Annotated in this window: 9 protein-coding genes; 4 read left to right on the plus strand and 5 right to left on the minus strand. The window is 70.7% G+C overall.

The window, feature by feature from the left end:
- Nucleotides 1-56: 56 nt before the first annotated feature.
- The 5 genes from glsA to G555_RS18930 all read right to left on the minus strand — a co-directional run bounded on the left by glsA (nucleotide 57) and on the right by G555_RS18930 (nucleotide 12,685).
- Entirely contained in the window at nucleotides 57-1,067 is a 1,011-nt protein-coding gene (gene glsA / locus G555_RS0109075; protein WP_028708640.1) for a glutaminase A, read from the minus strand.
- Nucleotides 1,068-1,198: 131 nt separating this feature from the next.
- Nucleotides 1,199-2,704 (minus strand): helix-turn-helix transcriptional regulator, encoded by a 1,506-nt coding sequence (locus tag G555_RS21210; RefSeq protein WP_156887485.1) that lies wholly within the window; start codon nucleotides 2,702-2,704, stop codon nucleotides 1,199-1,201.
- A 90-nt stretch (nucleotides 2,705-2,794) separates the two neighbouring features.
- Nucleotides 2,795-10,384 carry an isopeptide-forming domain-containing fimbrial protein gene (locus G555_RS0109085; RefSeq protein ID WP_156887486.1) on the minus strand — a complete coding sequence of 2,530 codons (7,590 nt, stop codon included), beginning with the start codon at nucleotides 10,382-10,384 and terminating at the stop codon, nucleotides 2,795-2,797.
- A gap of 461 nt (nucleotides 10,385-10,845) precedes the next feature.
- Entirely contained in the window at nucleotides 10,846-11,511 is a 666-nt protein-coding gene (locus G555_RS0109090; RefSeq protein WP_051208613.1) for an HAD family hydrolase, read from the minus strand.
- Nucleotides 11,512-11,521: 10 nt separating this feature from the next.
- Nucleotides 11,522-12,685, minus strand: coding sequence for an LLM class flavin-dependent oxidoreductase (locus G555_RS18930; RefSeq protein ID WP_051208614.1), 1,164 nt, complete (start codon nucleotides 12,683-12,685; stop codon nucleotides 11,522-11,524).
- Between the two features lie 79 nt (nucleotides 12,686-12,764).
- Between G555_RS18930 and G555_RS0109100 the strand changes: the two genes are divergently transcribed.
- From G555_RS0109100 to G555_RS18940, 4 genes are all read left to right on the plus strand, one after another.
- A complete protein-coding gene (locus G555_RS0109100; protein WP_028708644.1) occupies nucleotides 12,765-13,079 on the plus strand; it encodes a winged helix-turn-helix transcriptional regulator in 315 nt (104 codons plus the stop codon).
- Between the two features lie 82 nt (nucleotides 13,080-13,161).
- The gene (locus G555_RS0109105; protein ID WP_028708645.1) at nucleotides 13,162-13,494 is read left to right on the plus strand and encodes a tetratricopeptide repeat protein; all 333 of its coding nucleotides are present in this window, start codon (nucleotides 13,162-13,164) and stop codon (nucleotides 13,492-13,494) included.
- Nucleotides 13,495-13,523: 29 nt separating this feature from the next.
- Nucleotides 13,524-14,816, plus strand: a complete 1,293-nt coding sequence (locus tag G555_RS18935) for a M16 family metallopeptidase (protein WP_051208615.1) — start codon at nucleotides 13,524-13,526, stop codon at nucleotides 14,814-14,816.
- Nucleotides 14,813-16,150 (plus strand): M16 family metallopeptidase, encoded by a 1,338-nt coding sequence (locus G555_RS18940; protein WP_051208616.1) that lies wholly within the window; start codon nucleotides 14,813-14,815, stop codon nucleotides 16,148-16,150. Before G555_RS18935 ends, G555_RS18940 begins: the two co-directional genes overlap by 4 nt.

Consider the following 16,150-nt stretch of genomic DNA (forward strand, 5'->3'; position numbering starts at 1 on the left):
CAGCACACCTCCGCGTGTGGCGACGCGTACACGATATAAGTTAGGTTAGGCTTGCCTCAATGCAGATCGATCGGTGAGACGTGCGGGACGGAAGCGAACAGGTTCAGCCCCAGTGCCCGTGAGAGGTACGCGATCGCACGCTGGCCGCGGACGCTGTTCCCGGCATCGTCCAGGCGCGGCGAGAAGGTGCCGATCCCGCCCTTGCCCGGGGAGATCGCGACGATGCCGCCGGACACCCCCGACTTGGCGGGCATCCCGATCTCGAACAGCCACTCCCCGGAGCGCTCGTACATACCCGCCGACGCCATCACGGCCAGGGTGTCCCGGCACACCCCCTCGGCGACGACCCGCTGTCCGGTGACCGGGTTGACCCCGCCGTCGGCCAGCGTCGCGCCCATGACGGCCAGGTCGCGCGCCGACACCCGCAGGGCGCATTGGCGGGTGTACACGTCCACGACCTCCAGCGGATCCAGCTCGACGCGGCCGTAGCTCTCCAGAAGGCGAGCGATCGCCCGGTTGCGCTGGTTGGTCCGTGTCTCGGACCGATAGACCTCGTCGTCCACCTCCAGGTCCCGCCCCGCGAAGGCCGACAGCCCGGAGCGGATCCGCTCCCACCGCTCGGTCGCCGTCCGTCCCGGCAGCATCGCCGTCGTCGCGATCGCTCCGGCATTGACCATCGGATTCCTCGGATGCCCGCCGTTGAGCTCGATGGCCATCACCGAGTCGAACGCGAGCCCCGTGTTGTCCACTCCGACGCGTTCCCGGACGGCCTCGTGACCGAGCGCCTCGCAGACCAGGGCGTACACGAAGGCCTTGGAGATCGACTGGATCGAGAACTCGACATCGGCGTCGCCCACGGAATGCACCGCCCCGTCGGTCTGCGCGACGCACACCGCGAACAGCCTCGGATCCACCTCGGACAACGCCGGAATGTAGTCCGCGACGACGCCGCCCTCGCTCGCAGCACTGCGGTCGTACGCCGCGACCACGAGCTGGTCGACCCGATCCCAGCCCGGGAGCGAGCCCGTCGAGACCGCCTGCTCCACCCCGGCGACGTCCACGTCCACGGCTACGCTCCACGCGACGCCGGGACTGCCGGAACACCGCGCGTCCACGGCGTCTCGAGCGCACGCTCATCCATGGCGCGATCATTCCACAAAGCGCGAGCGGCGCTCGCCCCGAACCGAGGCACCCCGGCCTAGACGAGGCCCCGCCGCGAGGCCGCGACGAGGGCCTCGGCGGTGTTGGAGGCGCCGAGCTTGCGGAACAGAGAACGCTGATGCGTCTTGACGGTGTTGACCGAGATGAACAGGGTCTCGGCGATCTGATCGCGATTCAGTCCCGCCACGAGACACGCCAGGACGTCACGCTCGCGAGTGGTGAGGGACGATCCGGCCTCCGGAACCTCGACCACAGGTGCTCCGGGGACGGGGGGCGTCATCCAGCCCGAGAGGTGCTCGTCGATCAGGGGCCACAACACGGTGGGCAGGAGGATCTGCTCCTCCATGCCCAGCTCCCCGTAATGGTCGCGTATCTGTCGCAGCACATCGACACAGGCGTCGAGGTCCTTGGTCTCGCGCAGAGCGGTCGCCATCAGGGCGAGACGACCGATGTCCAGCCGGCGCAGCCCGGCGGTCGCGCCCTGCAGTCCGATCATGGCACGCACGACGCGCAGGCTGTTGCCGGTGACGAGATCGACACCGGCCCTCGCGAACCGGGTGGTGACCAGGGCCGGATCGGCCCGCGCCAGCAGCGCGCGAGCGGTCGCCGCGTCGCCGCGCAGGATCGCATCCTCGGCCAGCGTCGTCTCGAAGACGGACCCCGGGAAGCCGTTGCCGGGTTCGGCGGGCGGACCGGCGAGCCGGAGCGTCTCGACCCGGCGGGTTCCCTCGCTGCGCCGTCCGGCGCGGATGTAGACCCTGTGCAGCGCCTGTACGTAGTAGGGCCACAGCTCGCCGACCGCTCCCAACGAGATCGACTCGATCCGCGCGATCGCATCCGCCGCGCCGACGGGCAGCAGGAGGACGCCGACGATCTCGGCGTGGGCGTCGATGATCGCCTCCGCCCAACTGTCGGTGCGCGGCAGCGGAGCGGCTGCGGCGAGCAGACCGCGCGCCAGGCCCGGGTCGCCGAACTGGGCGTGGATGAGGGCCGTCTTGACGTACGCGTCACGGGCCAGGAACGGCAGATTCGGCGGCGGGTTCAACTGCACCCGCGTGAAACTCGCCAACGCGCGCGGCAGATCTCCCGCCAGCATCTGCGTGATGCCGGCCTGGACCGATGCCACCGCCTCGAGCCCCCCGGTGGTGTCGAACAGGGCGCTGGCGCTGCGCATCGCATCCGCCGATGCCCCCTGAACCCATCGGAGGGCGGTGCGCGGCGCGCCCCGCATCCGCTGCCGGAAGTGGTTGGCGCCCTGCCTCAACTGCTCGTGCTCCCTGCCGGAGTCGAGATCCCCGCCCTGGTCCGGCTGACCGGCCATGACACCGAGCATGCCCAACTGGATGCTCGACCGCCGCGTGCGGAGCGGGATCCCCGCGAGCACCGCCCGCAGTTCATGGACGGGAAACGCGAACCATGCCTCGACGGGCGAATCCGACAGCAGCCGCGCGACCCGTCGATGGTCGCCCGCCGCGCGCGCCTCACGCACCGCGGCCGCGACGGGTAAAGGCGCGACGGGCCCACTGCCTTGTTGTTGCGACATCCCGCGTATCGCCCTTCCCGATGATTGAGCATATGGCGCCGGAACGGCGCTCACAGTCCGCGCGCGAGCGCCCCTCGACGAGGGGACGGATCACTCCTCCCTGGGCCGTCGCGACGCGCGGAGCACGATCCCGGCGAGCAGCAGGAGCGCCGCCCCCACGAGGGCCGGCAGCGTCGCCGCACCGGTCGTCGCGAGCCCGCCCGACACACGTGTGACGGTGATCGAGGCGTTGTCGGAATGCGCGTGCCGTGTGGAGGAGTTGGTCCACGCGACCGTCGCCTGGTTGTCGAGTTCCGCTCCGGCGGCGGCGTCCGCCGCGACCCGGGCCACCACCGTGATGGTCGACGTCGCCACCGCCTGGTCCGGGCGTGTGCAGGTCGCGGTTCGAAGCGCGCACTGCCACCCGTCGCCGCTCATCGACTCGATCGTCAGCCCTGCCGGCGCGACGTCGCTGACCGTGAGGTCACGGGCGACGGACGGGCCGCTGTTGGTGACCGTGAGCTCGTAGCGCACGGCGCCACCCGGAGTGAACGGTCCCTGCGTGACCGCCTGCTTGGCGATCGTCACGCCTGCGAGCGTCACGATGTCCGTGGGATCGTCCGTGCCGTCGTCGGACGGATCCGGATCGTCCGGCCCGTCGACCGTGGCGTGGTTGAGCACACCCGACTGGTCGGTCAGCGTCGCGTCGACCGCCGCGGTGAACCTGATCGCGATCGTCGTGTCCGCAGGCAGCGTGAAGGACGGATCATCGGCCCCGACGGACCACGTGAGCGTCCGCCCGGCGACGGTGGGCTCGACGGGGATCGGGGAGGCTCCCGCGATGCTCACGGTCGCGCTCCCTGCGGTGTAGCCGAACCCGCCCGGCAGGGTGTCGGTGACCACGATCGGCCCGGAGGAGTCCGAGGGTCCCTCGTTGGTCACGGTGATGGTGTAGGGAACCCCCGTGCCCGCGACCGCCGAACCGGTGTGGGTCTTGGCGATGCTGAGGTTGGCGACCCGCGTGGAGCCGGTGCTGTCGTCGTCGCGAGGCTTCGTCGGGGAGTTGTCCGCCTCCGCCTGCGCCCAGTTGTCGATGTCGGAGTCCAGCCCCGGATCGATGTCGAAGGTGACCAGCAGAGACGCCGTGGCCCCCGGCATGAGAACGCCGTCGAGGCTGAACCTCTGATCCGCGCCCTCCCCACTGTCGGACGACACGCGGGTCCACCCGCCGGTGATCGCCTCGAACGATGCGTAGGAGAGCTCATCGGGCACCTCGTCGGTGACGGTCACGTTGCGCGCATCCGCCGAACCGGTGTTCGCGACGGTGAGGACATAGGTGACGGTCCGGCCGGGGACCACCGACGGGACAGGGTCCAGCGAGGCCGCCGGCACCCAGTCGTCGCCGTCGCGCACCACCCGGGTCTTGGCGATGGCGAGCGTCGTGTCGGTGCCAGGCGTCGTCGTGGCGCCGTCCGTGTTGTTGTCGGGGTCCGGATCAGGGGTCGGACCGGGTGTGACCGTCGCGGTGTTGACGATCTCCGTGTCCGGTGGCAGAGCGGCGTCGAGAGTCCCCTCGAGAGTGAAGCTCACCGACGACCCCTCCCCGGTTGCGGGCAGGGAACGCCCGTCGGCCAGGACCAAGGTGATCGTGTCCCCAGCGCCGAAGGGGCCGGGAGTCGCCAGGCTCCAGCCATCCGGCAGCGACCCGGAGACGCCGACGTCGTCCACCCAGTCCGGGACGGTGTCGGTGACGGTGATCGGCTCGGCGGCCGTGCTGAACGAGGGCCCGGGCCCGGCGTTGCTCACGGTGAGAGTCCAACTGATCGGGCCGCCCGCATTGGGCGCGACGCTGTCCACCTGCTTCTCGATCGCAAGGTCCGCATCGTCGTAGCGGTTGTCGAAGGACAATGTCTGCGCCGTCGGCACGGCGTCTCTCGCCCGGGCGCGTTGCAGAACGCGCGTCTGCCGCCCGCCCGCGGGCGTGCGAACGGACTCGCCGAACTCGCCGACGTCGCCGGCCTCGTCGAGAGTGCAGGTCGCGCCCAGCGGGACCCCGTCCACCCGGGCAGTCCCGTCGGCCGGCACGCTGACCGTTGCCGACTCGCCCAAGACGACGGGCACACTGCCGCCCGCGCCGTCCGGCACGGTGCAGGAGAGATCGAACGTGAACGAGGACGGCGCCGCGGCGGCATTCGGCCCGCTCACCGTCTTCGCGACCGCCAGCGCACTCGGAGTGAGCTGCACGCCGCTGCGCTCGGGGGCACGGGAGATCCGCTGCCCGTTGGTGGACAGCGTGGCGCTGACCCCGGTCTGATTCCACGAGATCGTGCTGTCGGTCGAGAGCAGATCCGCCCGTACCGCCTCAGCGGTCGGCAGGTCGCCCTCCTGCCAGGGAACGTTCGACGTCCGGTAGAGGAAGTGGACGCTACCGCCCGGCGGCAGCGAGCCCGTGGCCGTGCCCCTGAAGTCGAGGGTGATCCGCAGCGCGGTGATCGCCGCCGCATCGCCGGAGTACGACGCGAGCGTCTGCCACTGCGCGGCTACAGGATGGCTGGAGCAGGTCGGGTCCGACGTCCAGGCCGACCCGCTGTCCGTGCCGACACACGCACCGGCGGCCGTGGTGACCTCCACGACCACCTCCGTGCCGGCGGGCACGCCGTCCGCCGGGAACGTCTCGGTGATGGTCTCCTGCACGCCGAAGTCCAGGTCGAGCACCGACCGCCAATCCGATCCGCGGGCGGCGCCGGTGGCCAGCAGCCGATCCCCCGGCGTCGGCAGAACGTCGACCAGGGTGAGCGTCGAGTACGGCACGGTGCCGGTGTTGGCCGCCCCGATTCGCCATTCGTCGGTGGCTCCGATCGTGGTGTAAGGCACGCACACCGTGCGGAAGAAGGCGCCCGTGTCCGCCTCGCAGGGAAGATCGGGGTTCACCACGTTGCTGGCGCCGTCGACCAGGGTGCCGTCCACCTCGCCGCGGACCTCCTTCTCGCCGAACAGCAGCGCACCGGCCTGCGGGTTGACGAAGTTGGAGCTGCCGCACTGGTTGGCCGCCAGCCCGGACAGGATGCCCTGGCCGTTGCCCGAGCGGTTCACGCAATCGCCTGCGGCGAGCGTCTCGTCGGTATCCACGTAGAAGCTGTTCGTCGCCCGCTGGTCCGCGGTCAGGCCGGGCACCAGGATGATCCCGACGGTGATCGTGAACGAGTCGCCGGGCGCCATCCGCGGCGCGTCGTCGGGGAAGGTGAAGGTGATGTTCTCGGCACCGGACTGGCTGATGGTGACGCCCGTCTCCGGCAGAGCACCCGTGCTCGAGTAGACCGGCTCACTGCCGTCGTAGCGCAGCCACGGACCGAGGCTGTCGACGACCTCGTTGACTCCGAGATAGGACGTCCCCACGTTCGTGAAGGTGAACGTCCAGGGAACGGACACGCCCGGTTCGACGACCTTCGGGTTCACCCCCGGATCCTTGCGGACGTCGAGGCGCGGCGTACCGGTGGACAGCGTGACGCCGTCGTCGGCCGACTGCGACACCTCCGTGTAACCGCGGTGGCTCGCCGCGCTGGTGACGGTGTTGGCCACCTCACCGGGGAAGCTCGCCCCGTCGCGCAACCGGACCGTGAACACCGCCTGTGCCGACCAGTCCGCCGAGGGCGCGGTCGCCGAGAACGGAAGGCCGTCCGAGCGCAGGAAGACGAAACGGATGCCGGTGATCGTGCTCGGATCGCTGACCTGGGAAGGAAGCGCGGCGCTCGTCGCAGCCGTGCCCTCGATCCAGGCGGGGTCATCGCCCACCTGGACGTCGACGCGCACGCGGTCGGCTCCCGCCGGACGAGTGACCGACCCGAGCGCACTGAACTCGAAGGCGTCCCAGAACCCCGTGTCGGTGTCGGAGATCGTCGCCGTCTCGGCCGCGACGGTCGAACTGCCGTCGGTCGCTCCCAGTGTGACCGTCACGGGGACCGACGGGTTCGTCTCCAGGATGGTGTCGGGGCTGAGCGACTTCGATGCCGTCACGTCCAGGTCCGCCGCCCGCAACTGGACCGGCGTGGTGGCGCTGGCGTTGGGGCGTGCGGCGGGAGCGAGCACAGGGTCGTGCGACTGGGCGAGGAGATCGTTGTCGAGCGTGAGATCTCCGGCCGTGGTCGCGCCCGTGCTGCGCAACGTCGGACGCAGCCGCGTGTCCAGCAGCAGGATCAGGCTGTTGTCGTTCGCGTTGCCCGCCGGGAACAGACCGCCGGTCGACGCCGGATCGCTGCTGGAGTAGACCACGCTGAAGCCGATGACGTCGGCGAGATCGGTCGCCGATGCGTCCAGGAACTGGCGCAGACTCTGCTCGGTGACGGTCGTCGTCCCGGCGTTGTAGTGCCAGACCGCCACCCGGGTGACATCCAGGTCGACGGGCAGCCCCTGCGGGTTCTGGAACGTCACGTCGGTGACGGTGAGCCGCTCGAAGGGATTCTCCGCCGGATCGTAGGTCGCACCGTCGAACACCGCGCCGGGGTCGGTGTACTCATCGGCCTGGGTGACGCAGTCGGTCGGCGTCGTGCAGGGAACCGGATCGGTCACCCGCAGGTAGGAGGCGCGGGAATCGGAGGCGTTCCATGCCCGCAGGGTGTACCGGATGGTCGGGTAGTTCGCGGCAGGAACGTCGTCGGGGTACGGAACGACAACGCTGGTGGGCGACGCGCTCTTGCTCGCGCCCGTGTTCGGGACGCCGTTGTTGAGCTTGATCGTGTCGTCGTCCTCCCACGACACATCCCCCGATCCGGTGGAGGCGGTGACCCGGACCGTGTTCTCGACCACACCGGCATCGGGTGTGTTGAATGCGGTCGTGCCGGTCGCGAACCGCTGGTCGAGGGCGCTCCCGGAGGGGACGCGCAGGGTGTTGCGCAGTTGCCAGGTGAGCTTGAACAGCCGCGCCGTCGCCGCCGACGCGACACCGCTCCCCGCTTGCGGAGCGGTGAGGTCCGGGCTCGACGAGGCCCAGTTGGTGTTCCGTGCGGTGTCGTTCGGGCGGACCACGATCCGCACCCCGGTCGTGCGCGCCTGCTCGGCGGCACTGAGGTTGTATCCCTTGAAGCCGGTGGTGCTCATCCATGAGCCGCCGGGCACGGCGACCTGCTGCCAGGCGGCGACATCGGAGTTGTAGAGCCAGATCTCGCTGACCGTGTCCCAGCGCAGCAGCGGATCCTGGGTGAAGGTCACCGCGTTGACGGCGGTGAGGTTGAACGCCTGATAGACCGTGTCGGCCGGCGTCGTCTCCGCGCCCGGCTCGGCGTCGCTGACGGTGACCTGGGTGTAGCCCGGGCGCGTCACCCCCCAGCCCAGGTTCGTCCAGGCCGACGCGCTGGACTGCGCGGCCAGATCGGCGAGGTCGCCGTTGCTGCCGTCCACCCAGCGCTTCTCGGCGATCGGCCGTCCGAGCCCCGGGGAGTCACCCGCGTAGACGACGATGCCGGTCTGGTCGTCGGCTGCGACCTCATCGCCCTCGACGAGGACTCCCCCGGAGAACCCGGAGCTGTCCGCGTGAGCGGTGTTCGTGTACGTGGTCGTCCGCGAGTCCTCGCCCTCGGCGGGTTCTGGGATCGGGGTTCCGTCCCGCAGCGTCGCGGCCGCCTCGAAGACGATGTTCGGCTTGACGATGGTCCCCTGCGCGAACCCGTCCGCGTCGGTGTAGACGAACCGCAGGCCCACGATGTCGTCGGCATCGACTCCGGCGACGGGGTCGGCCACGAGGTTGCGGCTGTACGGGCTGTCCGCGATCGTCAGGCCGGTCTCCAGTGGCTGCCACGAGGCGGAGCCCAACGGATCGGTGGTGTAGTAGATGGCGAGGGTCGCGCCGGCCGGGATCTGGACGAAACTCAGCCGCCGCACGCGGAACGCATCCCAGAAGGCGCTCTGGTCATCGGCGTTCCAGCCGTCGGTGATCTCGATCACCGACGGGTTCGCCCGGGCGGTGTCCATGGCGGTCTCGGTCGGCAGTTCGGCCACCACCGTGTCGCCGATCGCGACCACGCTGGGACTGACCGACTTGTCCAGGGTGACCTCGAGCGTGGGGTAGAAGACGCGGACGTCGTCGCTGGCCCGGACGGTGTCGGTCCCGGCGGGGTTGGTTCCGCTCGCCTCCATGGTGTTGTTGAAGGTGAGGTACTCCGTGTCCGCCGGAACCATGTCGGCGGCGGTCTCGACGTCGACCGCGAACCCGGCCGCCACGCCCGCGGCGATGGAACCGGTGTAGGTGACTGCGAAGCCGGTGATCTCCCCGTCCGGGACGGACGGCGCACCATCCGACTCGTGCAGGGTGACCTCCTGTTCGTCGCCGTCGGCGAAGTGCCAGGTGAAGGTGGCCTCGTCGGCGCCGGCCGGCCAGGTCCACGAGGTGAACCCCGTCAGCGTGAGGTCCGCGGACAGGAAGGGATCTGTGCCGGCCGCGGGCTCGGCGATGGTCAGTTCGCTGAGCGGACCGTTGGAGTCGTTCTTCGCTCCCAGGCTCATGTTGAAGGTGCCGCCGGCCGGGACGGTCGCCGGCTCGATGGTCTTGCCGGGTGTGACCTGCACGGTGATCGGTCCGATCACCAGGTCCGCGGACGCGGTGTCGACGGCCGGATCCTGGCCCGGGACGGTGACGGTTGCGCTCACGGTGTTGTCGACCGTCGCGCCGCTCACCAGGGATGCCCCGCTCGTCCGGTTGGTCGTCCGCTGTTCCACGGTCACGCACTCCTCGGCGGTGGCGTCCGCCTCGACGGTGGTGCCGGTGGAGCTGGTGTAGGTGAAGCGGATGCCCCCGACCTCGGCGCCCGCGGCGAGCTCGGGAAGCTGGCGCACGCCGGCCGGCGAACCGGTCACCCATGCCCACGCACCCGACGTGCGGGCGTAGAGGTCCACCTGCACCTGGTCGGCGCCATCGGGCAGGCCCGAGGAGGAGCAGAGCCCGACGAAGTCGACGTAGGTGAACGGGTTTCCCGCGTCGAGAGCGGTGGCGCCGTCGGCGGCGCCGGGCGCGTCCTCCAGGACGAGGTCGGCTGCCGGGACGTTCGATGCGTTCTGGGCGCCGATGGTGAAGGACGATTCCGTCCCCGGCGCGAACTGCTGCGAGGTGGGAGACCAGCTCTTGGTCGCCTCGACGTCGACCTCGATCGGGACGCTGACGGTCACCGCCGCCGTGTCTTCGGCGGGCTCGGCGTTGTCGGCCGTCGCCTGAGCGGTGTTCTCGATCGGATCACCGTTGTAGGCCCACGTCGCGGGGAGGTCGGAGGGCACCACCAGCCGCAGATCGATCCGGTAGGTCTGCCCCGCCGGGATACCGACCTGGGGGACCCCGTCCAGGCTGCCGAGGCCCTTGGTGAAGTCGGCCGTCAGCACGCAGTCGGTGGTGACCTGGCCGCCGACCGAGCAGCCCGCGAGCGTGGCGGTGCCCACGGGAGAGGTCTCACCGGAGGGGAGGACGACACTCAGGCTGTCGATGGTGAAGCCGGCGAGTTCGGCCGGCAACTGGTCGGTGACCGCCGCGCCGATGCAGGGATTGTCGTCGCAGCCGACCCGCAGTTGGTACTGGAACGAGTCGGTCGGCCCGACCTCGACCTCGTCGGCGCCCTCCACGGTCTTCTGCAGGCTGAGCGCCGCAGGGTCGCCCAATGCCGCGGTTGCCGACGGCACGACGCTGATGAACTGCGCGGCGACGAGCGCCAGCACAACAGTCATGCTCGCCAGGCTTCGCCAGAACCCTCGCGGTCGCGTCCCCCACCCCGGCCGACTGGTCCTCATTCGGAACCTCACATCCCCCCGTGCGCGGACCCGGCCTGTTTCTCCGAGCGGATTGCGCATCACGATGCGCGGGAGTCCCACGCGCGACGGAGCGGCCATGAGTGGGCCGCCCGGCCAGTCACGCTAGGTTCCGGCGACCAGGCCCTGCGCCCAGACCCTGGGAATCTCACCCTCGATTTCACCCGCCACCTCACCCGCTGGTGACAGGCCCCTCCTGCCGACCGGAGGACGTTTCGACGGCGGTGAGGGGCGTTCTCCGGGTTCGCGTCGTTCACCCCGATCGTGGACGCGACCGAGGGCCGTCCGAGCCTTCGTCGGACCCACCGCGGCCGCGGGCTGTGGGGAGTCCCGTCAGCGGACCGCAGGCGGGCGGAGCAGGAGAACGCGGCCGAGAGTGCTCAGACGACGACCGAGATCACGCCGTCGGACGTGTCCCAGACCACATCGGCGAGGGTCTCCACGACCGCATCGGCAGGTAGATCATCGGCCGGCGTCGTCGTGAGGACGCCGAGAGACGCCATGCCGGCGGCGGCGGCGCCCTCGACGCCCGCGGGAGCATCCTCGACGACCAGGGCACGGTCCGCAGCGATGCCGAGCCGCTCGGCCGCGAGCAGGAAGATGTCGGGCGCGGGCTTGCCTCTTGCGACCATGCCGCGATGAATCAGAACGCCCGGACGCGGCAACCCCGCCGCCTCCAGCCGGGCGTGCATGAGCTCCTCGATGGCCGATGTCGCCACCGCCACACGGTCGAGCGGCAGGGATGTGAGCGCCGCGACCGCACCGGGCATCGGCTCGACGTCTGCCACGTCGGCCGTCTCCAGCCGGGCGATCCGCTCGGTCGCCTCGTCCCACAGATGCTCCGGCAACAGAAGCCGGATGATGTCGCCCGCGTGCAGACCGTGCATGTTGACGAACCGCTCCGCGGGCACGCGGTAGTGGGTCGCCCACGCGGTCCACGACCGGTTGATGGCGGGCATGGAGTTCACCAGCGTCTGATCCATGTCGAAGATCACGCCGTCGAAAACCCTGCCCGCCAGCCCGGCGCGCACGTGCGAACACGTCATACGGCCCACCTTAGTGGTGGGCGACGTTCTCCTCCTCGGCGCGGGTCCCCGTCCAGGCGTCGACGGACTCGACCGCATCCTGCGCGGGCAGCCTGCCCTCGGCCTCGGCCTTCGCCACCAGCGACGCGTGCGTCGGTGCGTCCGGGACGTGCGCGGGCCGCAGCGCCGCGAACTCACGGCGCAGGACGGGGACGATCTGCTCCCCCAGAATGTCCAACTGCTCCAGCACCGTCTTCAGCGGCAGACCCGCATGGTCGATGAGGAACATCTGCCGCTGGTAGTCGCCGACATAGTCGCGGAATCCCAGCGTGCGCTCGATCACCTGCTGCGGCGATCCGACCGTCAGCGGCGTCTCCCGCGCGAAATCCTCCAGCGGCATCGACCCGCCGTACACCGGGGCGTGGTCGAAGTACGGGCGGAACTCGCGGATCGCGTCCTGGCTGTTCTCACGCACGAACACCTGCCCGCCGAGGCCGACGATCGCCTGGTCCGCCGATCCGTGACCGTAGTGCTCGAACCGGCGACGGTACAGCGCGACCATCTGCTTCGTGTGCTCGGGGGGCCAGAAGATGTGGTTGTGGAAGAAGCCGTCACCGTAGTAGGCGGCCTGCTCGGCGATCTCGGGGCTGCGGATCGAGCCGTGCCACACGAACGGCGGCACGCCGTCCAACGGCCGGGGCGTCGCCGTGAAGCCTTGCAGCGCCGTACGGAACCGGCCCTCCCAGTCCACGACATCCTCGCGCCACAGCCGGTGGAGAAGGTCGTAGTTCTCGACAGCCAGCGACAGCCCGTCGCGGATGTCCTTGCCGAACCAGGGGTACACCGGCCCGGTGTTGCCGCGGCCGAGCATGAGGTCCATCCGGCCGTCGGTCAGGTGCTGCAGCGTGCCGTAGTCCTCGGCGAGGCGCACCGGGTCGGTGGTCGTGATGAGCGTCGTCGCCGTCGAGACGATGACCCGCGACGTGTGCGCCGCGATCCAGGCCATGGTGGTCGTCGGGGACGACGCCACGAACGGCGGGTTGTGGTGCTGCCCGACCGCCACCACGTCCAGCCCGACCTCGTCGGCCTTCTTGGCGATCTCGATCTGGGCCTTGATCCGCTCATGTTCGGTCGGCGTGCGCCCGGTCGTCGGATCGGTGGTCACGTCGCCGACGCTGAAGATCCCGAACTGCATGGCACAACTTCCATTCTTGATAGTTGGTACGATGTCGATAGTAGAAGCTTCCGCCGTCGCGATCTATTCCCGAGGAGCCATGATCGAATCGCCGCCCGTCTGCAGCGCCATCGAAAGCGCTCTCACCGTGTTCGGCAGGGCATGGGCCGCAGCCGTCCTCGACGCCCTCCTGCAGGGAGCCACGCGCTTCTCCGAGATCAAGGCGCTCGTGCCCGCCGCGACCGACACGATGCTGTCGCGCCGCCTCAAGGAGCTCTGCGGCGCCGACCTCGTGCGGCGCGAGGTTCTCCCCGGTCCGCCCACCGTCATCAGCTACCACCTGACCGCGACCGGTGAGGATGCGCGGCCCGTGCTCGACGCGTTACGCGCCTACGGTCGCAGGCACCCCGTCTGAGAAGGGAATACCCCTCGTTCTCCCGGCGTTGGGGTGCTGCCCGCGGACCGTCGTCCACGACCACGCCCGGAAAGGAAGACCCATGTCGCTGACCCACCTCACCTACGAACTCGCCGTCCAGGCGTTCGACCGGCGCGACTACCGCTCCGCCATCCGCCGGTTCCGCGAGCTGCGAGACGTCGAGCCCGGGAACCACGCCGTCCGCGAGTACCTTGCTCGCGCGTACTACCACAGCGCCGCGCTCCCGCTGGCCGAGCAGGAGAGCCGCGCCATCCTCGACGAGGATCCCACCAACGTCTACGTCGGCCTGCTGCTCGCCCGCTCGCTCGAGCGCCAGAGCCGGCACGACGAGGCCATGACGACACGGCGGATGCTCGCCGCCATGACCGGGGACGACCGCTACCTGGAGCGGTGATGCCCGCTTCTCTGGCATCGTGGGGGTCCATGAGCGTCGTATCGCCGCAGGCCGTCGACGTGACGTATCCCGTTCACGAGTTCCGGCTCGCCAACGGGCTCCACGTCATCGTCAGCCCCGACCACAGCGCCCCCATCGTCGCCGTCAACCTCTGGTACGACGTCGGTTCGCGCGACGAGCACCGTGGCCAATGGGGGCTCGCCCACCTCTTCGAACACCTCATGTTCGAAGGCTCCGCCCACACCGGAAAGGGCGAGCACCTGCAGCTCATGCAGTCGGTCGGCGGGCAGGTCAATGCGACGACCTGGTTCGACAGGACGAACTACTTCGAGACCGTTCCGATCGGGGCGCTCGACCTGGCCGTCTGGCTGGAGGCCGATCGGCTCGCCTCCGTGGGCGCGCATCTCACCGCCGAGAACGTCGCCAACCAGCAGGACGTCGTCATCTCCGAACGGCGCCAGCGCTACGACAACGCCCCCTACGGCGACGTGCTGGAACACATCGTGCGAATCGCCTTCCCCGACGACCACCCCTACGGCCACACCACGATCGGGGCGGTCACCGACATCGAGGCCGTGACCGTCGAGACCGCAGCGGCGTTCTTCGCCGCGCACTACGGCCCCGACACGGCCGTCCTTTCGCTGGTCGGCGACGTCACCCCCGAGGCGGGTCTCGCCGTGGCGGAGCGTCACTTCGGCGGGCTGCCGCCCGTCGGCCGGGCGGCGCGCGATGTGCCCGCTCCCCTGCCGCCGCTCGAATCCGGCAGCACCGTCGAGGTGACCGGCCGCGTCGCGGCCGACGCCGCATACGCCGTGTGGCGTCTCCCCGCACACGGCACGACCGAACTGGACGCGCTGGGATACGCCCTCCTCGCGCTCGGCAGCGGCCAGAACTCGCGCCTTCACCGCAGGCTCGTCCGCGGAGATGCGATCGCGGCCGATGTCGGAACGTCCGTCTTCGAACTCGCCGGCGGCAACTCGATCGGTCTCGCGTACGCCCTCGGCCTCCCGGGGACGCCCGCCGAGGCCCTCGCCGCCGCCCTGCGAAGCGAGGTCGCGCGGCTCGCCGACGGGACGACCGCCGACGAGCACCTGCGGGCGCGGGCGACGCTGGAACGGGAGTGGCTCGCCGAACTGGCGTCGGTCGACGATCGCGCCGACCGCTTCGGGGAGTACACCACGCTGCACGGCGACCCGGGCCTCGTCAACGGGCGCCTCGCCGCCCTCGCCGGGGTCAGCCGCGCCGCTGTGGCCGCCGCGACGGCCCGGTGGCTGTCGCCCGCGTCGGCGGGCTTCCTGCACTACCGGAGGGCTGAGGCATGACGGCCCGGCCCGAGATCGCCCGGCCGGCTCCCTGGGCGTTTCCCACGCCCATCGACCGACGCCTCGACAACGGCCTGCGTGTCCTCGCCTTCGACCGCCCGGGACAACACGTCGTGACCGTCGCCGTCAGCGTCGACCTCCCGCTCGGCACCGAGCCTGCGGCCCTCGAGGGCGTCGCCACCCTTGTCCAGCGAACCCTCGACGAGGGAACGCACGACCACCCCGGTGCGACGTTCGCCGAAGCGATGGAGTCCATCGGAGCCGGGCTCGACGGCCACGTCGGTCAGGCGCAGAGCGTGCTCTTCCTGACCGTGACGGCATCTCGCCTCGCACCCGCCCTGGCGCTCCTGGCAGAGGCGCTGCGAACACCCGCCTTCGCGGCCGCCGACATCGAGCGACACCGCCGACTGCGACTGGCCGAGCTCGACCAGGTGGCCGCCTACCCCGCCCAGCGTGCCGAGATCGCCTTCCGGCACCTCGCCCTCCACCCGCTGTCGCGCGCCGCGCGGCTGGCCGGCGGATCCGCCGAGACGGTGTCGGCCGTCGCACCGGACGACATCGCGGCCTTCCACGCGGCGTCCTATCGCCCGGCCGTCACGACCGTCGTTCTCGCCGGGGCCTTCACCACCGATCCGATCGCGCTGGTCGAGCAGCACTTCGGTACATGGGCCGGGGACGACACCGCGCCGATCCACCCGCCCGCCCGACCCGGGCCGGGCGGCGTCGTCCTCGTGGACCGACCGGGTTCGGTTCATGCCGACGTGCGGCTCGGCGGGTTCTCCATCGACCGCAGCGACGCCCGGTGGGCGCCCCTGCGCCTTGCGACCCACATCGTCGGCGGGGAGTTCCTCAGCAGGCTGAACCGGGTCCTGCGGGAACAGCGTGGCTACACCTACGGCGTGTCCATGGCTCAACGGCCCCTGCGGTCGGGCGGGACCTACGCGGTGCGCGGCTCGTTCCGCTCCGAGGTCGTCGCCCCCGCCCTGGCCGAGGCACGCGACATCCTGCGCGTCGACGCGTTCACCGAGCGCGAGGTCGCCCAGGCCGCCGATTTCTTCGCGGGCAGCAGCGCCCTCCGCTTCGCGACCGCCGCCGGCATCGCCGGCGAGGTGTCGACGATGCTCGCGGCAGGGCTCGGACCGGCCGCCATCGACGACCTGCTCGCCCGGTACGGGCAGGTCACACCGGCGACGGCGCTCGCCGCCTACCGCGAGGTGGTGCTCCCCGACGAGCTCACCCTGGCGGTCGTGGGCGCGGCGGACGCCCTCGCCGACCCGCTACGAGCGGCGGGCTTCCCCGTCACCGTCGTGAGCGCCGACGAGCCCATCCGGTGA

Source organism: Propionicicella superfundia DSM 22317, from assembly GCF_000423465.1.
GTDB classification, from domain to species: Bacteria; Actinomycetota; Actinomycetes; order Propionibacteriales; family Propionibacteriaceae; genus Propionicicella; species Propionicicella superfundia.

Excerpts from the sequence above, each read along its gene's own strand:
- G555_RS0109105 (WP_028708645.1), top strand. The coding sequence starts at position 13,162 with ATGTCGCTGACCCACCTCACCTACGAACTCGCCGTCCAGGCGTTCGAC.
- G555_RS18940 (WP_051208616.1), top strand. The coding sequence starts at position 14,813 with ATGACGGCCCGGCCCGAGATCGCCCGGCCGGCTCCCTGGGCGTTTCCC.
- G555_RS0109090 (WP_051208613.1), bottom strand. The coding sequence starts at position 11,511 with ATGACGTGTTCGCACGTGCGCGCCGGGCTGGCGGGCAGGGTTTTCGAC.
- G555_RS18930 (WP_051208614.1), bottom strand. The coding sequence starts at position 12,685 with ATGCAGTTCGGGATCTTCAGCGTCGGCGACGTGACCACCGATCCGACG.
- G555_RS0109100 (WP_028708644.1), top strand. The coding sequence starts at position 12,765 with ATGATCGAATCGCCGCCCGTCTGCAGCGCCATCGAAAGCGCTCTCACC.
- G555_RS21210 (WP_156887485.1), bottom strand. The coding sequence starts at position 2,704 with ATGTCGCAACAACAAGGCAGTGGGCCCGTCGCGCCTTTACCCGTCGCG.
- G555_RS18935 (WP_051208615.1), top strand. The coding sequence starts at position 13,524 with ATGAGCGTCGTATCGCCGCAGGCCGTCGACGTGACGTATCCCGTTCAC.
- G555_RS0109085 (WP_156887486.1), bottom strand. The coding sequence starts at position 10,384 with ATGACTGTTGTGCTGGCGCTCGTCGCCGCGCAGTTCATCAGCGTCGTG.